Below are 22833 nucleotides of genomic sequence, written 5' to 3' on the forward strand. Positions count from 1 at the left end.
GATATTTTAGTAAGATCTACGACTCGCTCGACGACGCACGGTTTTGTAATTCGTGGCCGCTAAGTAGTCTTCATGAAACTTTGGCGACTCTACCATCAATTTCGGTACCTGTAGCCTAACGACCGTACCCGCTCGAACGATACTTTTGGCATTCGCTCCTGAGATGAATGAGATATCACCTTTTTTCACGATGATGCCTTTATGTAACCTTGGCGTGAAGTCGATATTCAGCCCTTGTATCAGCTCAAAACCAAACAAGGTCAGCTGCTTCTGTGGCTGTGAGATCGTCTCTTTGAACTCCACTTCGACAGTGACTTGCTCTGATTTGACGATAGCCGCCAACTGTTCAACTTTGTCTTGAAGTGACTTAGAAAAAACCCACTCATTGAGTATAGGCTCCCACTTACCACCAAGTCGCACGCATTCTCGGTAAGTAAAGGCATTCCTTTTGCCCATATTTTGGGTGTAGATTTCGATAGAGCCTTGCTCTGCATAGGGCAAAGTAAGACGAAAAACCGCATCATGGCCGAAATGCTGATAGCGATCGGTAATTTCTTCAATGTGGAGCTTTACGTGCCCGAGTGGCAAGTCTTGGCTGTTCTCATCGATTAATATACGACAATGCTTGTTGGTTGAACCGTCTACGTAACAGCGAAAATAGTGATTCCCTCGCTCTAATACCTCAAAGTCACGCATTAGGCGTCACCAATATCTTGGCGCATTTTGTCAGCGAGTTTACGTTGCTCGATTCTCTCCACCTCTTCATGAGTGAGCTCTTCAGGCTCGCTGTTTTTCTCTCGAATCATCTTGAGAATTTGCTCACCAAACTTGTTATTGAACGCTTCTCCACTTGCAATCATCTCTTCTCGATGTCTGTCGTTTTCAGTTACTGGCTCATTATCCAAATAGGTCTGAACGCGCTCACGCTCTTCGTTCAAACGAATGTCCATGTCATCCAGCACGACTTCACGGAACCATTGCGTGTATTTACGATTAAACTCTGATTCAAAGTAGCGATCAGAGAAGCTTTTCACTTCTTTCATCTTATATCTCTTGATGAACAGTTCCACTCGATCCAATTCGCTAATAGGTATTGGATTATGAAACAGATTCTGACGCGCTTTGTACATGGTCTCTTTGGTTGGTGAGTTAGCCAATTGACGCAAGCGTACTAGCGAAGGTGGCCACTCACGGTCTTCATCAAGACGCTCAAGCAGGTTATCTTCCAATCTCTTATAAGACTCTGCCGTTAAGCTCGCGGCAAACTTCATGAAGTGCACATCAGGTTCTTCACCGAAAAAATGCTTCATCTTCGAGTCAAAAGCCTGCAACAACATAGCCCAGACTTTCAAGATCTGCTTACTCTGCCCTTGCTTTTTGTACTCTTCTAGCGCTTGCTCGTTGCGGCTTTTTGCTGTTCGTGACGGGTAACCACCCGGTGCCGACACGTTTGTGTTTTGCTGATAATTGCTAACTCGATTACCCTGTGTAGCAGGCAATTGTTCTCTATCTCGAGATTGCTTTGATAGCTTCCCAAGTTGAGCAAGACGCTCTTCAAACGTCACCCCGACATCCGCTATGTTCTTTGGTCGATTGAAATCATCTGTCATGTAGTTAATCCATCTTCAATTTTTGCTTACTCGCTAACACAAGGCTATAAGACAAGGTTTAGTGCCCGAGAGATCAATCCTCATCATACAAGTGATCGCGATATTTATCTTCAAATATACTTAACGCAGACTGTTTGACATGTTGTTTTGATGTGTTATCACTCGCACCGCCGAAAGAAAGGTTCTTAAAGTAATCAATTTTTTGATGTAGGCGATTAATCAGTTGATTCTGAGTAAACACTTTCTCGCCGGTCGCGTGCACATCTTTCACCAACGAGTCCCAAATTTCTTTGCGACCATGTACCCCTTTTTTGAACATTAACCCTTCAGCCCACTCAGGGATCTCTTCCATATGGATCTGTAAAACATTGTACTGCTTTTCATTGCTAGAACGGTGCAAAGGGGCAATTTGCGAACGCTGACTGCGATTCAATTTGCCTTTATTGTTCTGTTTATTTTGGTTAAGGCGCTCATTCTGCTCTCGCGCCAACTCCATTAAGTTGGAGTCGACGACAGGAATAGACGTCGGGGCTGTTGGGACTGGTTGACCGTTAAGGCTCAACGTACCAATAAAGGTTTCGCTGCTTCGGTTATTCTCTCTTGGCGGAAACTTAACCAACCTAACCTGTGCATTGGTAAAGTGTCGAAGAATGGTTTTCACTGCGCCTTCACTAAGGCTTGTCAGCTCAGATAACTCCGAAATCGAGGTTTCAAAATGGCCCTTTCGGTCTGAGATTTCGGCTAGCGCCAGTAGTAAAAGCTTATCTTCAGCTTTGTCTGCTGGGTAGCTCCAAGCAAGGTGGGTAAAATTGGAAGACATATCGGATAATCTCTAATGTTGATGCGTTAATTATCGGTAACATCGAAGGGATTATCAATCACTAAACCTGCGCTTGAGGGTGGGAATGGACTTATTTATCTAACATCACGCTACGTAATCGAATCAACTCCTCATCGTTGTCAATTGACCAGGTTGTTATCTCAACCTCATTTTAGATTCTCACAATACACTCGGAAGTAAGGTCTACCCTTTAGTCTCATTAAGAGACGCTATGCGAGTTCTCTAAAGCAACCTATAGTTACTTTATTGATAAAACCCTAAATAAAGAAGTTAGCTCTATGCGTTGTAGCCTCCTACTTATGACTTTATTCCTTGCAACGTCATCCCCTTTATACGCTCACGGTCAGCACTCACTGAAAGTAAAGGCCAGTGCCTATACGTCTAGCGTTGGTGAGACTGATTCAACCCCGAATATTGGTGCGTGGGGTGATACGCTTAAACCTGGAATGAAGTCGATTGCAGTATCGCGTGACCTTCTCGATATGGGGTTAACGCACAATACCGAAGTACGAATTAAAGGGTTATCAGGGACATACCGTGTATTAGACAAGATGAACAAGCGTTGGACGAAAAAGATAGATATCTATATGGGGAATGATGTCAACAAGGCGAAACAATGGGGTGTCAGGACAGTTACTATCCACTGGGATGGCGAAGAGCGCAGTCGAAATTGAAGGTGTAGACCTTTCTGATGATGCGGTTGCAGAGTTTAATACCAATCACTATTACGAAGCGTACGTGGGCTATCTCATCTACCGCCCTTTCTCCAGTGTTCTTGTCGATAACATCGGCATTCGCTTGAATTTCAATTACGGCTCTGACTTCAAAGGAGGCGCCATCGTTCTCTATTTTAACAAGTAATTCTCCTTTTTGCAGAAATTACATGCCCAATATTAAGACAACTCATTAGAATTACTGTTTCTCGATATGTGTCTCAACTAAAGCACTTTAAAAGCGAACTTGTCTCTCCTACCTTGTCATTAGAAGTGAGCGATCAAAGACTCATGACAATGCAATTTAACGTCTTCAAGCTGGGCTCTATAAAGAAGGGAGAGTCAATATGTCTGCTTGTTTTAACGAGAAAATTTATCAAACGCTACTCCAATCAACGCAGGCTATCCCTTGGGCGTTAGATTGGAACAGCAAACGTTTTACCTTTGTGTCTGATCACATTGAGGCTCGTTTCGGCTGGCCAAACGAGAGCTGGCAAACGGTGAGAGATTGGATAAGCCTCATCCATCCAGAAGATAGACAAAAAACGGTGGAAACCTGGCTGAAAAAATGCGAACTAGGGATAAACCATCAGCTAGAGTATCGATGCCGTAAAGTGACCGGAGAATACATTTGGATTCAAGACACTATCCACGTTATTCAAGAAAATGGCAAGACAACCGCTATTGCGGGGCTCATGACGGACATTTCCGAAACTAAAAGCATGGAAAGTGAGCTCATCAGAATTAGAGAGCAGAATCGAAATCTTCAGCGCACCGATAGCCTGACAGGCCTTGCCAATCAGGCCTGTTTTGATGAACACCTCTCTATGGAGTATTCACGCGCAAAACGTAACAAAAGCGCCTTATCACTCCTGATGTTCGAACTCGATGATTTCAGTCAGTATTATAACTTCCACGGCCCTCTGATGGGGGACAAGGTTATGCTTCAAGTCGCCTCTTTAATTGAGCAAAACTTTTCCCGCCCAGCGGATAAAGTGGCACTTCTTAACAACAACATTTTTGCGGTCATACTGCCTGAAACCGAGGAGATGACGGCACAACTGCTGGCAGAGTCAGTCCGTCAGACCTTGTTTGAGGCTAAATTGACTCACAAGCGTTCTTCAGTCACTGACCGAGTATCAATCAGTATTGGCTGTGCGGCCTTTAGCCCACAAACTTTCTTCAGAACACTGTCAAGCTTTCTTGAAAAAGCAACGGTTAACATGCATCGCGCCAGACAAATGGGCGGGAACCGTGTCTTTCCGAGACCGACTCTATTTCAGTTTCTCGGTGATGAGGTTACTGAAGGCAATGTAACGAAACATGATCAAAGCCGTCGTTTATGAACAAGCCACTGTATGAGCATACTCAACAATCACTTGATTGCCTTCGATGTATGCTCGTTGGATCTCTCCATCAATAGTCATGGCGGTTTTTAAGTAAACCACCTGGCTTGCATCATTATCGTTAGAGCGTAACGACGGTAATACGAGTTTAGGGTCGACATGCATTTGGGCGCAAAATTGGCTGACAAAAGTCATAGATAGGGGCAGAGCACCACGGATCATGGCAGAAAAGTCTCTTTGGCTCAGATTAAGTTGTTTGGCCATTTCCATCTGGGTTACACGCATCTTAGCTTTCTGTGACATCCAGATTTGATAGAGCGCCTTAGTGTCTTGTTGAGTAAATTCCATTGTATTGTCCACTACAGTTCTTGTGACGTTGTCACTAAGTCATTTTTTTTAATCATGTTATTCTGAGCCATGGTGGAAAATACGTGTCAGACGCTGGTGAATTTTCCTTCAAGGTTTGTGCAAATGAGATCAACAACCAACCAGTGTTTATAAAATCAGTTGATACCCAATCCTTAAATACGAAAAAAGCCATCAATAAAGATGGCTTGAATTACAGTTTGGTTTAGGAGAAACCGGCTAAAGAATCTTAAGCTGTTGCGTCCTCGGCAGACACACTCAACATAATAGTATTGAATTCTGAACGCGACTCTTGCGCCTCTTTTGACAGCAACTGTTTTTTGTCTTTGGCTGCCGCTAGTGCTTCAGACAGCTGTTTTAATTCATCTTGCATCTCTTGTGGTAAGAGGTGATTGGCATAAGTCGCGTCATTGTAATGCTCAAGTGCAAATGCTCGCATTCGCTTGCGCAAGCCATTGAGCTGCTCCATCATATTGCGCTCTTCTTCAGCGGCTTGCTGAGCATTGTCTCGGCAACGTTCAAACTTGGCTAAAGCCATCCCCTCCGTTGACCACGGATCCATCTCTGGAAGTTCTTCTATATTGATCGTTGGCTCTTCATATTCCGCTTGATGTCTAATATCAAGACTCGCAGCGCGCACAAACGACACCATAAGCATTACAGAGATCACAAGCAGTGGTAAGCCACCTACAATTGCCGCAGTTTGCAATGTTGATAGTCCTCCCATGAACATCAAAACTGTAGGGAGGAAAGACAAGGTAAAGGCCCAAAACAAACGGTTCCAGCGCATTGGTTCTTCCGTCACGTCATTTTGTACGACTGAAGCCAAAATATAGGAGATTGAATCAAACGACGTCGCGGTAAAGATGATACACAGCAGCGTAAACACACCAATGACGACTGGTGCTAACGGTAAACTGTCTAAGGTTGCAAAAATCGCGGCTGGAGCACCCGATTCGTTAAGAATGGAGATAACATCCAACTCACCAGTCAGCTGCAACGATAAACCATAGTTACCCAAAACGACAAAGAACAAGAAACAGCCTAATGAACCATAAAAGATGGAGCCAACCACCATCTGCTTGATAGTGCGACCTCGTGAGATACGAGCAACAAATAAGCCCATACATGGCGCAAAGACCAACCACCAAGCCCAGTAGAAAATAGTCCAATCTTGTGGAAAATGCGTATCTGCAAACTCGCCGTAGCCTCCAAATGGCTCGGCCCAAGTAGCCATCACAAAGAAGTTCGACATCATTCGACCAATCGAATCAAGCCCCGTTTCTAAAATGAACACGGTTGGTCCGACAGCCAGAATGAACACCAGAAGGCCCATTGCGCCCCAGAAGTTGATATTACTCAGTAACTTGATCCCTTTTTCAAGGCCAGCGTAGGCAGAGTAACCAAAGATTGCGGTACACAACAGCAACACTGCCACTTGGGTCATCGTGTTGTTTGGAATACCGAACAGGTGATGTAAGCCACCATTGATCAACGGAGCGGCCAAACCTAAAGTTGTTGCCGCACCACCCAACATACCAAAAATAAACAGTACGTCGATGAACTTGCCTAAACCACCTTGTGAACGTTCTTCACCCAACACTGGCATCAAAGCACTTGAGATTTTTAGTACTGGTTGTTTACGCACATAATAGAAATAAGCGATTGGTAAAGCAGGTATCAAATAAATAGACCACGCGATGGGGCCCCAGTGAAACAAACCATAGGTGGCTGCCCAGCGGATGGCTTCTTCACTGCCCGCTTCTAATTGAAACGGCGGTGATTGATAGTAATAAGCCCATTCAATACAACCCCAGTACAAGATACTGGCACCGATACCACCACAAAACAGCATCGCCGCCCAAGAGGCATTGTTGAATTCCGGTTGTTCATCAACATCACCCAGTTTGATCTGCCCTAGGTCACTGAACACGGTATAAATCATAAAACAGACTGCAGCAATGCCCAATGCGAGGTAAGCAACACCGAGTTTGTCCGTCATGAAAGATTTCGCAATGGCTATCCAGTCTGCTCCCTGAGTCGGGAACAATACGAGCGGGAACACCACACTAAGAAGGAGAAATAGCGCACCAAAGAAGGTTGGTTTGTCTATTAACGAGAAGGATTTTTCCATAATCACAATTCCAAAAATATATCGGGAATATGATGACAGTTTTTTCAGTAGCTAAAAAATCAAAGGTTATTGTCGAGTCGATAACTAAATCTAATGCCTGAAAGGCCAGGTCATATAGGGACAAAGTTAACTATCCCCCCTGCCAACATAGACTGTTATGTTATAACGTCCGCCAAAATCTATTGGAGCTCTCTATGAAATTTCGCAATCAATTACTACTCAGTTCACTCTTTTCTTTTGCTGCATTTACGGCTCATGCAAGTGATTATCAATGTCCGACTGAAGGGGTTTACCTTCAAGTGCTGGGTGCAGGCGGTCCTGAACTGACCACAGATAATGCCTCTACAAGTTATCTATTATGGGATGATGGTAAGCCGAAAATTTTGCTCGATGCTGGGCCAAGTACTGCACAGAACTTTATCAAAACTGGGGCGAAGATAGCTGACCTCGATGCCATACTCATATCACATATGCACGTCGATCACGTTGCTGACTTAATCAGTTTAATCAAATCGAGTTATTTTGAAACGCGAGATAGCAGCCTGCCAATTTACGGTCCGACGGCGAATCATCTAACCCCAAGCATGACTGAATATATGGAACGTTTGCTTGGCCTTAACGGGTTGTTCCCTTATTTGAATAATTTTATCGCAGAAGCACCCGATGAGACATTCAGTAAAGCAAACTACAAAATACACGCTCATGATATCGCTCCAACCATAGAGCCTACTCAATTGAAAATTGGTTCTATGAAGTTAGAAAGCGCAGATGCAATGCATGGAAGTGTTCCAGCACTAGCATGGTCTATCTCATATAAAGGCAAAACTGTGTTTGTAACGGGTGATAGTAGTGGTCCTGAGCATCTAGCTACCATGGCAAAGAGTGCCGACTTAATCGTCGCGCACAACGCGCTACCAGAAAGCTATTCAGGCCATGTTGAAAAGTTGCACATGAAACCTTCCACTATTGCAGACATCGTTGCTGATAGTCAGGCTCATACTCTAGTGTTCAGCCATTTCCTTGCACAGACCAATAAATCGGTTGAGCAAGCAAATACACAGGAAATGATCGAAAAATCGTTTAGCGGGAAAATGAGTTTCGCGAATGACTTCAACTGCTACGCCCTATAGTCGAACAGTTAACTAGAATAGAGGTAAACCCAAAGGTGAACGCTTCACCTTTGGATCACTATCGTTACTTTTGCAGCTGTTCTTTCGCGGCTTCAACTTTTGAAAAATCTAAACCGAGTTCTTCTACTGCTTCTTTAATCAATACAGGGTTTTGCATCACCTGCCCCATCAATAGCTGTAGTTGCTCTTGAGGCAACCCTAGTTGGCCGATTGTTGCCATTGCTGCAAGTGGGTTTTGTGTCAGTGCTTCAAATAGCTCACTGATTTTTGCATCGCTGATGTTGTTCTCTTTCAACATGGCTAGAATTGGGTTCATGACGTTTCCTTGAATACTAAATAAAACCAAAAGCAGTCTAGCACTAACTACTCATTGATAGAAATTGCTTTCAATGAGTAGTTAGTAAAGTGTTGACTATACTTTCAGTCCTTTCATCAACGCATCCAGCTCTACTGCATGGTGGTTAAGCTGCTCAACCTCATGCGCAGATCGCGAAACCATATCTGAAAATGATTGAGATTGCTCTCGCACTCGCTCAACGTCCAAAGCGAGTGTCGAAGCGACAACACCTTGCTGCTCTGACGCGGCTGCAATTTCAATACTGCGGTCGGCAACATGCTGATTCTGATCTGAGATACTCAGAATATCATCACTTACTGAACCCATGAGTTTTTCACAAGCTTGCGCGTTGTCCACGGTGTGGTTCATCACCTTCATTAATCCTTGGCTGTTGCTTTGTAACGCTTCGATCATTTTCTTGATTTCAACCGTTGCCGTTTGAGTGCGCCCAGCAAGGGTTCGAACCTCGTCTGCCACCACTGCAAATCCACGGCCTTTTTCACCAGCTCGCGCCGCTTCAATAGCGGCATTCAGTGCCAGAAGGTTGGTTTGCTCTGAAATGGCGTTAATCGTTGTGACAACATCATCAATTTCCGCTGTGTTGTGATCAAGCTGTGCAACCGCTTCTGCCGCATTGTTAATCTCATTACCCAACTGGTTAATTGACTGGCGAGTCAAATCAACATTCTTTTGACCTTGGGTTGTCGCTTGTGTCGCAACTGTCATCTCATGAGAAGTATCTTTAGCATGATTAGCGACTTGAAGAATCGAACCCGCCATCTCCTCGGTGGCACTAGCTAGTGAGTCGATACGCTGCTGTTGCTCATCTGATAGCAGTTGGTTTTCCATACCACGTTTTTGTAAATCTGAACTGATCTCTCTAATAAGTGCTATGGCTTGTTGAGTTGCAATCACAAGCTTCTGCTCACGTTCAGAAACTCGATCAACAGTTCTAGCAATAAGGTTGAAATCATTGCGTGCAGGCGCGTGACCGATACGATGTGAAAGATCGCCATCTGCAAGTTTTGATACCGCTTCAAAGATATTGTAAAGCGCGCCACCGATGAACGTCATTATGTAGTAAAGAGACATAGCGAGAAAAATGCATGACACAACCATCACACTGATATGCGACCAGTCTAATCCACTTACGTAACTTGGTAGAGCATCAGCGACAAGTTTAGATGGTGTATGTGTGTTTGAACTAGTCAACTTAACACCACTGTCAGCGAGTGCGCTTAATATTTGCTGCTCGCTCAAGTCTGCAGAGGCAATCAATCGATTCATCGTCTCGATATTTGCATTCAAAAGCGCTTGTTGCTGGTCTTCTGCTGCATCAATCAGAGTAGAACAAACAATGACCATCGCTAAGACTGGTGCAAAAAACAGAAACAGAAAGTTCTCTTTTAGCGTCACATTAATTAGGTATCGGTCTATCCAGCGGAAAGCAATTTCTCTCATGGTTTGATTCTCAGTTTTTAGGCGCTCATCTGCCATCGACAAGCTAAATGTGTGGACAATTTCGGCGCTGTATTATGTATGTATTCAGAGTGATCACCAGCTTAAATTTTTGACACAGATCACACTAAGTGTAAGTTTACCAAGCTGATCGCAAAGTTGATCCTTTGAAGCAAACAGGTGTTCATCATCGATTAACATAGGTTTAGAAATTGATTGAGGTCTGTGTATGTTTGGTATCAAAAGAGTTGGTGTTGTAACGGTTTCCATTCTGTTCATGAGCGCATGCGTCACCGTGACAGATAACCCAAAAGCAGAACTAAAAGCCGATCCTAAAGAGATGGCGGAATCAAGAATTGCGCTTGGCCTAGGGTACATGGAGCAATCAAACATGCTTAAAGCCCGAGAGAATTTTGAGAAGGCGCTGAAGCACTCTCCTGATTACTACCGCGCGCAAATTTCTATGGCGCACTATTTAGACACTGTGGGTGAAACTGACAAAGCTCAAAAACTCTATCGCAAATCCTTAAGACAACACCCAAGAAACGGTAACGTACTAAATAACTACGGTACATTTCTTTGTAAGCAAGGAGAGTATGAGCAAGCAGACGACTACTTCAATCAGGCAATAAAACAACCTTACTATTACTTAGTGTCAGCCAGTTATGAAAATGCGGCTCTTTGCGCTTTAAAAGCCGGAGAAACTGATAAAGCGAAAGCCTATTTTGAGCGTACGCTTGATCATGACCCTAATCGTCCTCGTTCTGTTTTACAGCTCAGTCAATTAGAGATCGAGTCTGGGGAATATACTGAGGCAAGACTTAGGCTAATGAGATTTCATCAGCGTTATGGGCTACAGGTACCTTCATTGCAACTGTTAGTTGAACTAGAAAAGAGAGCAGGCAATCACACGCTGGAGAAAAAATATCAAAAACAGCTTCTTCAGCTTGCTGGTTAATCAAACACCATCGTGATTAAGATCACATTTTCTTGCATATAAATAGAAAGCACTAACTAAATATTTCAGACGTTCATCACATTAGATTTGACTATTTATGATTGAATTTTCAAAAGCACAGTCGATGCAATCCGTTACATCTCAATATCTATTCATTCTGTGCCTTGTTTAATTTAAATAAACCAATTAACCAGAGACTTATTTGTCTTTTTTCCTCAATAGAAGTGCAATATTTGTTTCTTAGCATTCCTTTCGTTTTCACACTAACGAAAATCGGAATAAAAGATGAATATTTGCTCAAAGAAGGCCATATTGGCGACCAGTATTTTGCTTGCACTAGCAGGGTGTAACAGTGACGATGATGTTGTCGTAACGCCTGATCCACTCCACATCAACTTGCGCCTGATGGAAACCACAGACCTTCACGGCACAATGATGCCGTATGACTATTTTGCTGGTAAGGCCGGACAAAACTACGGTTTCGCACGTACTGCCTTGGTCATTCGCGAAGCGCGAGATGAAGTCAGCAACAGCATGCTATTTGATAACGGTGACCTTATTCAAGGTAGCCCAATGGCGGATTACGTCGCTAATATCGGTGTCGAATATTTCGAAAATGATATTCACCCAGTATATAAGGCGATGAACTTGCTGAACTATGATGCTGCAAATATCGGTAATCACGAGTTCAACTATGGCTTGGATTATATGAACGCGGCACTTGAGGGAGCAAACTTCCCATACGTTGTTTCTAACGTCTTCAAGTATGACGACAGTCTTGTCGCCAATGGTACTTTCAGCAATAATTGTGAAGTTCATCTAGACGGAGAGATGTTAGCAGCTGCTGAGCCTGCATTTGAGCAAGTAGAGCCGTGGCGCATGCTAGAGAAAACATTTATCGCAAGTGACGGTGAAGAATATACTATCAATGTTGGTGTTATTGGATTTACCCCACCAAACATCATGAGTTGGGACAAGAGCTATCTGGAGTGTGAAGTTCTCGTTTCGGATATTAAAACGACTGCAGAGTTTTATGTTCCACAAATGAAAGAAGCGGGTGCGGATGTGATTGTCGCAGTCCCTCATAGTGGCTTAACTAACTCTGATGAAGCTCGCCCTTTCCAAGACAACGCAACTTGGGAATTAGCGCAGATCGATGGCATTGACGCAATCATGTTTGGCCATGATCACAACAACTTCCCTACAACTTCTAACACTTATGATGGTATGGAAGGAGTCAATGCACCTGCTGGTAAAATTTTCGGAAAACCCGCAGTCATGCCAGGTTCTTGGGGTGACTTTGTTGGTATTATCGACCTCGTTATTGAGACTCTTGATGAAGGTGAAACTTGGAATGTTAACTATGCCAAGAGTGCTACAGAGTTACGTGGGCTGTCGAATGATGTGAATGCAGTAGATGGAGCCGTTGTACTGGCAGTCGCCGATGACCATTATGGCACGCAGGAGTATATGGCTGAGGAAATCATCCAGATTAATCAACACATCAACAGTTTCTTCTCTGCTATCGAACCAGACCTATCAGTTCAGCTCGTTAACGAGGCGCAATTTAATTGGGGTCAAAAGCAAATTGAGGAAGGAATCTTAGAGCTGGAAGAAGGTGCTATCTTGGTGTCGGTTTCTGCTCCATTTAAGGGCGGTCGTAATGGTAGTGATGACTATACCAATATCAATGGTGACTACCTAACCAATGCAAGTATTGCCGATCTTTATGTATTCGATAACAACACACCAGCGGTATTGAAACTGACTGCGGCTGATATTAAAGAGTGGCTAGAAACGATTGCCGCGCAACAATATCAAACGATTAATCCTGAAGACGAAAATCAGCGACTACTTCACCAAATGTTCCGTAGTTACAACTTTGATGTTTTCTACGGCGGCTGGAACGATGCAGGTGAAACCAGAGAAATGAACTATACCATTGATGTATCAGTGGAGCCTCGTTATCAAGTTGATGAAACTGGTGAGTTAGTTTACGTAGATGGTGAACTGGTTAAAAATGAACAAAACCGCCGAATCACAGATCTGACTTTTGAAGGCCAGACTATCAATGACGATCAAGTGTTCTATGTAGTCACCAACAACTACCGAGCATCAAATAACTGGATTCCTGGTGTTGACAACGCGGAGCTTGAACTTGAAGACGCGGCATTCTCTAACCGTGAGCTCGTTGACCAATACATCAAAGAACTCGCAGAAGAAGCTGGAGGTGATATTCCTCTGATTGAATTCGACAATGCATATAACTTTGAGCTAGTTGGTCCACAAGGTATCACTGTAGAGTTCTTGTCTGACCCTCGTGGTGAAGGCTTCTCTAAGAACATAGACAATCTTGAGTACACAACAGGACGTGATTCTGTTGGAGACAATCATGGCTATGCGATTTACCGATACACCTTTGACTAGTTTATAAATTAAACCTTATGAAAAGTGGCTCTGCTGATGTAGAGCCACTTTTTTCTAACAATTGCGTTACTACAATGAATGTTATAATTGCGAGGTAAGCTATTTGAAAGTCCAAGCCACAAAACGACTCTTCTTCTGCCCTTGCGACATTTCAATCACACGCGCTTCTTTCGCCCCGGCTTTTTCCAAGCACTTACACATCCAACGAACATTCTCTTTCTTTGAAATGAGGCTCGAGAACCAACCCACTTGCTGTGCAAAGAACTGACTTTCATGGGCCATCGTTTTTAAAAAGGCAGCCTCGCCACCCGGACACCAAAGCTCCGCTTTTTGCCCACCGAAATTTAAAGCTGCTGAATTTACCACCTTTGGATTAGCTTTCGTTGAGCCTCGTTTGTCTTTATTTGCAGCTAGGTTGCTTATTTTACGCTGCGTGCCTTTCATTGCTTCATCTAGAGACTTATGGAAAGGTGGGTTACACAACGTAACGTGGTAATACTCGCCCTTCTGAATGATGTTCTTAAACACAAACTTTGATTGAGTCTGTAATCGAGCCTCAATATGACCTTTGAGCACAGCGTTGTTCTCAATGATAGTGTTCGCACATTCAATTGACACCGGGTCGATATCTGATGCTGTGAACTGCCAATGATACTCTGTTACCCCAATCATAGGGTAAACGATATTGGCGCCCGTACCGACATCAAGAGCACGTATGGTTGCACCCTTTGTCGCCTTAATAGTTTCAGGCAGCAACTCAGCGAGTCGGTGCACATAATCAGCACGTCCCGGAATTGGAGGGCACAGATACCCCTCAGGAATATCCCACTCAGTCACTTGATAATGGTGAGCAAGCAAGGCCTTGTTGAGCAACTTCACCGCGATAGGAGATGAGAAATCGATTGAGTCAGTGCCTTTTGGTGTTTTAACCAACCATGACGTTAGCTCAGGAACAGCCTTACATAAAGCTGGTAAATCATAATTATTAGAGTGCTGGTTGCGAGGGTGGAGGCCGGCTTTGGTCGCGACTTTAGTAAACTTCATAGTGTGGCTCATTGTGCTCTCTTCAACTCTTCACAAATCAAGAACAGGCGTGCATCGAACTCAAGCTGATGATAGCTCGGCTCCATATGGCAACATAAAGAATAGAACGCTTTGTTGTGCTCTTTTTCTTTAAAGTGGGCCAACTCATGAACCACCAGCATACGCAGCAGTGGCTCTGGCGCATTTTTAAACATACTCGCGATACGGATTTCATTTTTTGACACCACACGGTTGCCATGCACTTTAGCCACGTAGGTATGTAGACCAAGGGCATTGTTCACCAAGTGTATCTTAGCATCGTAGACCGCCTTACTTAGCGGTGCTGATTTTTTCATATAACGCTGTTTAATATCATTAACGTACTGAAACAGCGCTTTTTCACTTTGAATCTTGTGTGGTTTAGGGTATCGACGTTGAAAATTCGATATAAGCTGGCCGCTATCAATAAGTGATTGGACTTGTGAAACTAGATGATCAGGATAACCCTGAATATAACGAATAGAGGTACTCATAATAGCCAATGCGAGTCAGTCATGGCGGGAGTTTATCTTATCTGAAGGTAGTTTTCAGCCATAAATGGGTTTACACTTCCCTGCCCCAGATTTTAAACCGAGTATGCTATGAAGCGTGTTGTACTGTACGTAAAAGACAAATGCCCTCACTGTAAAGATGCCCAGCGTTACCTTGACTCTCAAGGCATCAAATACCGCCTGACCAACGCAAAGATGCAACGTGGTCGCAAGGAGCTTGATGCGATTGGCGCTCGCTCAGTGCCGGTACTAAAAATCGGTGATCGAATTATGATTGGTTGGAACATAGGTAACTTCAACAAGATCTACAACGGCAAGTAACCGGTTTTATCCCAAGTTAAGCCCAATGAGATAGCTTGTCGAAAAGACGAGCTACATTTGCGGGCTTAACAATGTAATCATTCATTCCTGCAGTTTCGATTTTATCGAGCGTCGTTTGAGAGCTATCTCCGGTATGTGCAATTATCGGCACTAGAGAGTTCGCATGATTAGAGGCACGAATCTGTTTAGTCGCTTCAATCCCATCCATCACCGGCATCTCAATATCCATCAAAATCATGTCTACATGATGTAACCCAAACGACTCGATTACTTGTTGGCCATTCTCTTTTTCTATCACACTAAAGCCCTGCTTTTCGAGTAATAACCTCGTCAGCTTACGAACCGAAGTATTGTCGTCGACCAGCATCACCGTTCGTTTTCCTGTCATTTCTACCGGTTTTACGTGAGGGACGGTGGCAACAAAATCACTATCAAAAAGCAGATTCTCTAAAAGTTGGTCTGGGGTATCTTGCCACTCCGATTCTTTAACGAAAACTTGGTTGGAGAACTGCATCTTGATGTGGGCATTGTCATCCGCTTGATATAACAAGACGATCCGCGCTTCAGTGAACTCCAATAATCGTTTCAAATCAATCAGATCTTGATTACTCAATGACGGAGAATCAAGATCAATGAAAACTAGGTCATACTCGAATTCGTGTTCTTGACGCTGGAGCGCCTCATTGAACGTGATGGTTTGTGGTTTAAACCCGAGTCTCGCGGCCAATAACCAAGCACGTGTTGAAATCAGCGGTCTATCTGAGATCGTCAAAATTGACTTTAAGCTGGTTAGATCTTTCATGATATTGCGACTAGCATCAGAATCGAGTGAAGGGAGTGACAAAGTAAACGTTGCTCCTTTACCTAACTCTGAAGTGCAATGAATCTTACCTCCAAACGATTTCATCACTTTACGACAAAATGGCAGTCCTAAACCATAACTGCCAGATTTTCCTGTCGTGTAAAAGTCTTGATAGATATTCTTCAATACATCTGGGGCTATACCATTACCGTTGTCTTTTACAATAATGCGGTGGCCTTGTGCTCCTGCCTCAATGGTGACATCAATACGCAGTGTTTCAACCTTGCGATGATGAAAAGCATTTTTAAACAGGTTATACATCAGGTATTTAAGAAGTGTATCGCTGCCCAAAAATTGAAAGTCGTTCTTCACGGCTAGGTGAATAGTTCGCTTTTCAAACCGACCTTTATAGCTGAAGCTCTCAACTGCACCAGCAATGACTTCGTGAGCAGAATGACGCTTAAACGTCGCCCTAGACACACGATTTTCATCGATCGATGTTAAAAGCAAATCGATAGTATCATTGCCAGCGTAGATAATTTTCATCGCCTCATCACTGACATCTCTAAGCATCGATAAGTCTTCTTTCGACAATGAGTAACGCTCATTTTCATCATCTGATGGTTTAGGAAGTGTCGATTGAATAACATCTATAGAGCTGCATAAGCAACTTAATGGATTACGCATTTCATGGGCAATACCTGCACCAAATGATTTTGCCAGAGAGGTTTTGGTCTCATGTTCATCTTGGTTTCGGGAGTAACACAAATTACCAAATACATAGACGAATAAAAATATCGGCAAATGGGCCCAGTCAACCATCATATCGAATTGATAGCCTTTGGCTATCCAAGCGAACAATACCGCGCTAGACAGTGCCACTATCGCTTGCGCGAACACCACACGGGTCATGTGAACCAACAAAATATGCAGGAAAATCGCTGACATGTATGACATCACCCAGACGTACGACCAATCATTCATCAATAGCATAAAGAAGAAGAAAAACGGCAGCCCGAGAGTGATCGCGACTTGATAGATTACATCGTTATATTGTTTGAGACGCACTGGTAGTTGGTCGCGAAATAGTACTAACGCAAAAAAGGCAGAGCAAAATAACCTTAGAGGTAGGTTTTCATACGGTTGTGGGAAAAGGTATTCCCAAACGATGTAATAGAGAGGAAACCCGAGAATGCCCATCCAGCTAATCAGCGTTAAGTTAGGCTGTGCATACTGATAAACCTTGCGAATTGCGTCCATAAAGTGCGTCGATACTCCACCCATTCGGGGCCAATTGAACGCCACGTTATAGCAGCAATTATTGCCTATCTCAATGGAAACAGATCAAATATTGATTGTTGATAATAATTAATCTTTACTCTTTCCATAACCAATATTTTATATAATAAAATCATGAATTTAAAACCATCCTTCTCATTAAAATGTGTTGCACAAGGACTTAACAATGTTGGTTCACAAACGCTAATTTTACGTTGTTTTTTGTTAAATCAACGCTACTGATTAGTAGTAATTTGCATTAGTATTGTGAACACTAAGAGGCTCAAATACGCACCCTCGATATTAAAACAAAGAATCAGCCCCAAAAGAGACACTATGACCAAAACAGAGCAACAGGTGTGGCACTGGTTAGACAAAGCCGTCATCGGCCTTAATTTGTGCCCGTTCGCCGCGAAACCGCGTAAACTCGATCAAATAAAAATCTTCATTTCACAAGCTAAACGAGAGGAGCAGCTACTTGAGGATATCTATCAGGAGTTAATGAACCTTGATCAAACGGATGCCCAGGAACTCGAAACAACTCTGGTTGTTGTTCCTAATATGCTGTCTGATTTTTTCGACTACAACTTTTTCATCGATTGGGTTGAAGGCCTTATCAGTCAGCAAAATTGGGACGGTATCTATCAAGTCGCTACTTTTCACCCCGACTACTGTTTTGCAGGTGCCAAGCCAGAAGACGACGAAAACCTCACCAATCGTTCACCTCTACCTATCTTTCATCTGATTCGTGAGGAGAGTATGGAGAAGGTACTCAAACACTACCCAGACCCAGAGCAAATTCCAGACAACAACATTGCTCGAATAGAATCTCTCACGCATGAGCAAAAAGCAGCAATTTTTCCATATTTGTATAAACCTGTTTAATCACAAACATAATTGACCTTCCAGTTAGCAGCCTTTTATGGGCTGCTTATAACATAATTTGTGCGAGGCTTTGTAAGTCAACGTAAAGCCCCTAGACACCCTCCCCTAAATAGGTAGACTAATCACACACTCTGTTACATCTGGATTTGAACTTCCGGCCATTTCACAGCTCTAATCAAAGGTAAACAATCACTTAGTTAGTGTTGATGTGATAACAGTGTGAGACAGAGCACAATCTATAACGAAAGAATTCAAAGAGGGTTGGGATTCAATAAACCACCCCCATTAATCAAGTAAGCGCCCAATTTTGTCGAACTCAGTCTTTTAACTACACCGTTTTTGAGTCGTTACAAAACAGGAGAGCCGATGAGCTTATTCTTTCGCGCAGCAGCACTAACACTTTTAATGCTGACTCGCGCTCCGGCATTTGCCGCGCTGCCCACTACTCCAAACAATGACAATACCAAACAAAGCAATAGCCAAGGTGAGGTATGTTCTAAAAAATTCAAACACAGTCTGAGCGGCCTCTATGGCATTCCGAACCACGATGTCACCCCACTGCAGCCATACTCTGACTTTGATGTGCTTTACAGCAAAGCGCACCAAGCTCAATCAGAGCTAGAAACGCTCTGTAAGAGTACGGCACTACTGACTTCATCAGAAGCCTATTTCGCAGGTGTGAAGTCTCAACACCGCGCTCAAGATAAGATTGCTTATGAGCTCGATGGAAAAGTAGAGCGAATTACCGACCTGGCTCGAGCAACGATTGTCGCTCATGATATCGAAAGCCTAATGGATGTTTACGAAGCGCTTGAGCGCGAGGCGACCGTTGTCAAAGTGAAAAACCGCTTTAAGAAGCCAACCGCTTCTGGCTATCGCGATTTGAATGTTCTAGTACAGTTACCAAAAACAGACATCATCGCCGAAGTTCAACTGCACCTTAGTGCCATTGCTGATGTCAAAAACGGACCTGAGCATGATATTTATGAGCAGGTACAGAAAATCGAGCGTTTAGTTGCCAGTGAAGACCGAGAGCTCACTGAACTAGAGAGCCGTCAAATGAAGCGATTAAGGTATCAATCTAAGGATCTCTATCAAGCAGCGTGGCAGCCGTATGTTACAACTCACCTTGCCGCTGCATAACAAATGTCTGACAAAAGAAAAGAGCTCACAAAGGTGAGCTCTTTTTGTTTATTGGCTTTGCTGACGGGGGGAGTGGTCAGCAAAGCAGGATCAAACGTTAAATTGGGAACGCTTGATCGAAGTTTTTACGAATGAACAGCGCATGGCAGTAGCTCTGAAAACCAAAGCTGCAATACACCGGTTCTTCAAACTCCTCACACCAACGAATCCAAACATTTGTCTCAGACTCATTGTGTGCAACTGTGCCGTCCCATAAAAGGGAGTCACGCTTTTCTTGCGTAGGCGTGTAAGACACACCTAGCTGTTCGAGTGCAGTAAAAAACTTTTCCACCAACTTACCTTTTATATCTTTCGTTTGTCATTTGTCACGTAGGTCTTTGAACAAGAACGGATATTCAGAAACGCATTATGACCAAGTAATGATACGAGGTTTTAAGCAGCGTTTCTGCTACCTCGATCACTCATTTGTATTATAATAAAACAAATCAGCAATGCCAATCCCATCATTACTTTTAACAAAAGCGCTCTCTTATGTAAACTAAGTGTTTATTTAAGGCGTTTTTCCATCACAAAATTTCTCAAGTGTTGCGATCTTACTTCCACCAGCTGTTCCTTTACAACGACAAAGCCCATACGCTCATAAAAAGGACGCGCAGTGATGCTAACGTGTGAGTAGAGTCGTGAAATTCCACGCTTCTTGGCTTGTTGTTCAACATGAACCATTAGTGCTCTACCCACTCCCTTTGACTGAAATAGATGATGGCAAAAGAAATGGTCAATTAAACCATCTTGTTGGAGATCAGCATAACCCACCGGTTTACCATCAATTTTAGCGATAAAAGGCTTAATAGCTTCCATCTTATTAAGCCATCTCTTTGGGTCAATGTTAGCAGGTGCCCACGCTGCCACTTGAACTAACGAATAATCACGAATATTGATATGACGGATGGTGTGAAAATAGATACCCCAAAGATCGTTTGCATTATCTGAGCAGTAATCATTTAATCGAATCATATTATTTTCTCCCCCAATAAACAAAGAGGCCCTCTGCAAACGCATAAGGGCCTCTCAAAGATTAACTACTGTAAGTTAATTAGTCACGTAGCGAAGCACCAAACTTCTCAGAGACGTGAGCAACGATAGCGTCAACCGCGCCAGCGATGTCTGCATCTTCTAGCGTGCGCTCAACTGACTGTAGTGTCAGGGCGATTGCTAGGCTCTTCTTACCTTCTTCAACGCCTTTACCTACGTAAACGTCGAACAGTTTCGCATCTTTCAGGAACTCACCACCTTGCTCTAGACACGCTGCAACGATGTCGCCAGAAGCCACAGCTTCATCAACAACTACCGCGATGTCACGACGGTTAGATGGGAACTTAGAAAGCTGAACCGCTTCTGGGATCACTTTCGTGTTGATTGCAGACCACTCTACTTCGAATACGATAGTACGACCGTTAAGACCGAACTTACGCTCGAGTTCTGGGTGAACAGTACCAATCACACCAACTTGCTTGCCATCAACAATGATTGCCGCAGATTGACCCGGGTGAAGGGCTGGGTTTGCCGCTTTATCTTCTGCAGATAGTGCAGCAAAAGAGTATGCTTTTTCGTTCGCAGACAGCTCAAGAACTGCTTCTAGATCGCCTTTCAGATCGAAGAAATCTACTGTGTTTGTCTCGATATCCCAGTGCTCTTCACTGCGAGTACCAGCGATAACACCTGCAAGCATAGGCTCTTGACGCATACCATTTTCAGCTGACTCACAAGGGATGAAACGTAGGCCGTATTCGAATAGACGAACACGAGGCTGTTGACGTTTCTGGTTGTGAACCACTGTGTTTAGTAGACCTTGGATAAGACCTAGACGCATTGCTGACATATCCGCTGAGATTGGGAATGGCAGGATTAGCGGCTCAACACCTGGAACAACCAGCTTCTGCTGCTCTGGTTCAACGAAGCTGTATGTAATGGCTTCTTGGTAACCACGGTCAACAAGTAGGTTGCGAACACGCTTAAGTGGAAGATCCGCTTCAACGTGGTTGTGCATCTTAAGTGCTGCAGCTGGGTGCTGGTTAGGGATGTTGTCGTAACCGTAGATACGGCCAACTTCTTCAATTAGGTCTTGCTCGATTGCGATATCAAAACGCCATGTTGGTGCTGTCGCAGTCCAACCTGCGTCTGTAGTCTCTACAGTTAGGCCAAGACGCTCTAGAATTTCAACAACATCGCTATCAGCAATGTGGTGGCCTAGTAGGCTGTCTAGCTTAGTGCGACGTAGTGATACTGTGTTTGCTTTTGGTAGGTCAGCTTCTGACTCTACTGCAACAACAGGGGCTACTTCACCGCCACAGATCTCAACAAGAAGTTCTGTTGCACGCTCCATTGCGCTCGTTTGTAGTGCGAAATCCACACCACGCTCAAAACGCATTGAAGAATCAGTGTGTAGACCATAGCTACGAGCGCGGCCACGGATGTGGTCTGGAGCGAAGAATGCACACTCAAGTAGTACGTCTTTCGTCTCAGTTGTTACACCAGACTCTTCACCACCAAAGATACCTGCTATAGCAAGTGCTTTGTTGTGATCTGCTACAACGAGAGTATCGGCGTTTAGTTCTGCTTCGTTGCCATCTAGCAGCGTCAGTTTTTCACCCTGCTCTGCCAGACGAACCACGATACCACCTTCGATCTTCGCGAGATCGAATGCGTGCATTGGTTGACCTTGCTCTAGAAGAACGTAGTTAGTGATGTCAACTACTGGGTCGATTGAGCGAATACCACAACGGCGCAGTTTCTCTTGCATCCATAGCGGTGTTTCAGCTTGAACGTTTACGTTCTTAACCACACGACCTAGGTAACGTGGACATGCTGCTGGTGCTTTCACTTCGATAGATACTGCGTCTTCGATAGTGTTTGCAACCGCTTCAACTGATGGCTCTGTGACGTCAGCACGGTTTAGAACGCCAACTTCACGAGCTAAACCACGGATGCTGAAACAATCAGCGCGGTTTGCTGTTAGGTCTACGTCTACAGTTACATCGTCAAGACCTAGGAATTCGCGGAAATCAGTGCCGATTGCTGCGTCTTCTGCTAGTTCCATGATGCCATCAGATTCAACATCGATACCTAGTTCAGAGAATGAACACAGCATGCCGTGTGATGGTTGACCACGTAGTTTTGCTTTTTTAATTTTGAAATCGCCTGGCAGAACAGCACCAACAGTCGCAACCGCAACCTTGATACCTAGGCGGCAGTTTGATGCGCCACAAACGATGTCTAGTAGTTCTTCAGCGCCAACATCTACTTTAGTGACACGTAGTTTGTCAGCGTCTGGGTGTTGACCACACTCAACCACTTTACCTACTTTAACGCCAGTGAAAGAACCAGCAACAGGTAGTACGTCGTCTACTTCTAGACCCGCCATTGTGATTTGGTGTGTAAGTTCGTCAGTCGATACCGCAGGGCTTACCCACTCACGAAGCCAAGATTCGCTAAATTTCATAGTGATGTATC

The 22833-nt window shown here is 43.9% G+C and carries 22 protein-coding genes; 9 read left to right on the plus strand and 13 right to left on the minus strand.

Annotation, left to right across the window (positions count from 1 at the left end; all coding sequences use genetic code 11):
* Positions 1-6: 6 nt before the first annotated feature.
* The 3 genes from QWZ05_RS21020 to QWZ05_RS21030 all read right to left on the minus strand — a co-directional run bounded on the left by QWZ05_RS21020 (position 7) and on the right by QWZ05_RS21030 (position 2430).
* Positions 7-696, minus strand: coding sequence for a hypothetical protein (locus QWZ05_RS21020; protein ID WP_290300514.1), 690 nt, complete (start codon positions 694-696; stop codon positions 7-9).
* Positions 696-1610 (minus strand): hypothetical protein, encoded by a 915-nt coding sequence (locus QWZ05_RS21025; protein WP_290300516.1) that lies wholly within the window; start codon positions 1608-1610, stop codon positions 696-698. The genes QWZ05_RS21020 and QWZ05_RS21025 overlap by 1 nt, the downstream gene beginning before the upstream one ends.
* A 73-nt stretch (positions 1611-1683) precedes the next feature.
* A complete protein-coding gene (locus QWZ05_RS21030) occupies positions 1684-2430 on the minus strand; it encodes a hypothetical protein (RefSeq protein WP_290300519.1) in 747 nt (248 codons plus the stop codon).
* Positions 2431-2750: 320 nt separating this feature from the next.
* Between QWZ05_RS21030 and QWZ05_RS21035 the strand changes: the two genes are divergently transcribed.
* The 3 genes from QWZ05_RS21035 (at position 2751) to QWZ05_RS21045 (ending at position 4510) form a co-directional block, all read left to right on the plus strand.
* Positions 2751-3125 (plus strand): 3D domain-containing protein, encoded by a 375-nt coding sequence (locus QWZ05_RS21035; protein ID WP_290300855.1) that lies wholly within the window; start codon positions 2751-2753, stop codon positions 3123-3125.
* Positions 3100-3312 carry a Solitary outer membrane autotransporter beta-barrel domain gene (locus QWZ05_RS21040; RefSeq protein ID WP_390216266.1) on the plus strand — a complete coding sequence of 71 codons (213 nt, stop codon included), beginning with the start codon at positions 3100-3102 and terminating at the stop codon, positions 3310-3312. Before QWZ05_RS21035 ends, QWZ05_RS21040 begins: the two co-directional genes overlap by 26 nt.
* 199 nt (positions 3313-3511) lie before the next feature.
* Positions 3512-4510, plus strand: a complete 999-nt coding sequence (locus tag QWZ05_RS21045) for a sensor domain-containing diguanylate cyclase (RefSeq protein WP_290300520.1) — start codon at positions 3512-3514, stop codon at positions 4508-4510.
* Here QWZ05_RS21045 and QWZ05_RS21050 read toward each other — a convergent pair.
* Positions 4505-4858: an XRE family transcriptional regulator gene (locus tag QWZ05_RS21050; RefSeq protein WP_264875365.1), complete on the minus strand. Its 354-nt coding sequence runs from the start codon at positions 4856-4858 to the stop codon at positions 4505-4507. The two genes, QWZ05_RS21045 and QWZ05_RS21050, sit on opposite strands and share 6 nt — an antisense overlap.
* A 247-nt stretch (positions 4859-5105) precedes the next feature.
* Entirely contained in the window at positions 5106-7010 is a 1905-nt protein-coding gene (locus QWZ05_RS21055) for a BCCT family transporter (RefSeq protein WP_290300522.1), read from the minus strand.
* Positions 7011-7204: 194 nt separating this feature from the next.
* Between QWZ05_RS21055 and QWZ05_RS21060 the strand changes: the two genes are divergently transcribed.
* Positions 7205-8140 carry an MBL fold metallo-hydrolase gene (locus tag QWZ05_RS21060; protein ID WP_290300524.1) on the plus strand — a complete coding sequence of 312 codons (936 nt, stop codon included), beginning with the start codon at positions 7205-7207 and terminating at the stop codon, positions 8138-8140.
* 64 nt (positions 8141-8204) lie between these two features.
* Here QWZ05_RS21060 and QWZ05_RS21065 read toward each other — a convergent pair whose 3' ends face one another.
* Both QWZ05_RS21065 and QWZ05_RS21070 read right to left on the minus strand, forming a co-directional pair.
* The gene (locus QWZ05_RS21065) at positions 8205-8456 is read right to left on the minus strand and encodes a DUF2999 family protein (protein WP_290300525.1); all 252 of its coding nucleotides are present in this window, start codon (positions 8454-8456) and stop codon (positions 8205-8207) included.
* A gap of 96 nt (positions 8457-8552) precedes the next feature.
* Positions 8553-9938, minus strand: coding sequence for a methyl-accepting chemotaxis protein (locus QWZ05_RS21070; RefSeq protein ID WP_290300527.1), 1386 nt, complete (start codon positions 9936-9938; stop codon positions 8553-8555).
* A 226-nt stretch (positions 9939-10164) separates the two neighbouring features.
* Between QWZ05_RS21070 and pilW the strand changes: the two genes are divergently transcribed.
* Positions 10165-10893, plus strand: a complete 729-nt coding sequence (pilW, locus tag QWZ05_RS21075) for a type IV pilus biogenesis/stability protein PilW (RefSeq protein WP_264875361.1) — start codon at positions 10165-10167, stop codon at positions 10891-10893.
* A 285-nt stretch (positions 10894-11178) separates the two neighbouring features.
* Complete coding sequence (locus QWZ05_RS21080) at positions 11179-13320, plus strand: bifunctional 2',3'-cyclic-nucleotide 2'-phosphodiesterase/3'-nucleotidase (RefSeq protein ID WP_264875360.1); 2142 nt, start codon at positions 11179-11181, stop codon at positions 13318-13320.
* 99 nt (positions 13321-13419) lie between these two features.
* Here the strand turns inward: QWZ05_RS21080 and rlmF are convergent, their stop codons facing one another.
* Both rlmF and QWZ05_RS21090 read right to left on the minus strand, forming a co-directional pair.
* Positions 13420-14364, minus strand: a complete 945-nt coding sequence (gene rlmF / locus QWZ05_RS21085) for a 23S rRNA (adenine(1618)-N(6))-methyltransferase RlmF (RefSeq protein ID WP_353958914.1) — start codon at positions 14362-14364, stop codon at positions 13420-13422.
* 8 nt (positions 14365-14372) lie between these two features.
* Positions 14373-14876: a YgjP-like metallopeptidase domain-containing protein gene (locus QWZ05_RS21090; RefSeq protein ID WP_264875358.1), complete on the minus strand. Its 504-nt coding sequence runs from the start codon at positions 14874-14876 to the stop codon at positions 14373-14375.
* A 108-nt stretch (positions 14877-14984) separates the two neighbouring features.
* Between QWZ05_RS21090 and QWZ05_RS21095 the strand changes: the two genes are divergently transcribed.
* The gene (locus tag QWZ05_RS21095) at positions 14985-15215 is read left to right on the plus strand and encodes a glutaredoxin family protein (protein WP_264875357.1); all 231 of its coding nucleotides are present in this window, start codon (positions 14985-14987) and stop codon (positions 15213-15215) included.
* Between the two features lie 16 nt (positions 15216-15231).
* On the opposite strand, the gene QWZ05_RS21100 is transcribed toward QWZ05_RS21095, so the two are convergent.
* Positions 15232-17277 carry a hybrid sensor histidine kinase/response regulator gene (locus tag QWZ05_RS21100; RefSeq protein ID WP_264875356.1) on the minus strand — a complete coding sequence of 682 codons (2046 nt, stop codon included), beginning with the start codon at positions 17275-17277 and terminating at the stop codon, positions 15232-15234.
* Positions 17278-17631: 354 nt separating this feature from the next.
* Between QWZ05_RS21100 and QWZ05_RS21105 the strand changes: the two genes are divergently transcribed.
* Both QWZ05_RS21105 and QWZ05_RS21110 read left to right on the plus strand, forming a co-directional pair.
* Entirely contained in the window at positions 17632-18180 is a 549-nt protein-coding gene (locus tag QWZ05_RS21105) for a DUF1415 domain-containing protein (RefSeq protein WP_264875355.1), read from the plus strand.
* Between the two features lie 366 nt (positions 18181-18546).
* A complete protein-coding gene (locus tag QWZ05_RS21110) occupies positions 18547-19323 on the plus strand; it encodes a nucleotidyltransferase family protein (protein ID WP_290300534.1) in 777 nt (258 codons plus the stop codon).
* Positions 19324-19420: 97 nt separating this feature from the next.
* Here the strand turns inward: QWZ05_RS21110 and QWZ05_RS21115 are convergent, their stop codons facing one another.
* From QWZ05_RS21115 to pheT, 3 genes are all read right to left on the minus strand, one after another.
* Positions 19421-19654: a hypothetical protein gene (locus QWZ05_RS21115; protein ID WP_264875353.1), complete on the minus strand. Its 234-nt coding sequence runs from the start codon at positions 19652-19654 to the stop codon at positions 19421-19423.
* Positions 19655-19869: 215 nt separating this feature from the next.
* Entirely contained in the window at positions 19870-20337 is a 468-nt protein-coding gene (locus tag QWZ05_RS21120; protein ID WP_264875352.1) for a GNAT family N-acetyltransferase, read from the minus strand.
* Between the two features lie 79 nt (positions 20338-20416).
* Entirely contained in the window at positions 20417-22822 is a 2406-nt protein-coding gene (gene pheT, locus QWZ05_RS21125) for a phenylalanine--tRNA ligase subunit beta (protein WP_290300537.1), read from the minus strand.
* Positions 22823-22833: the final 11 nt, after the last annotated feature.

Source organism: Vibrio agarivorans, from assembly GCF_030409635.1.
Classification (GTDB): Bacteria; Pseudomonadota; Gammaproteobacteria; order Enterobacterales; family Vibrionaceae; genus Vibrio; species Vibrio agarivorans.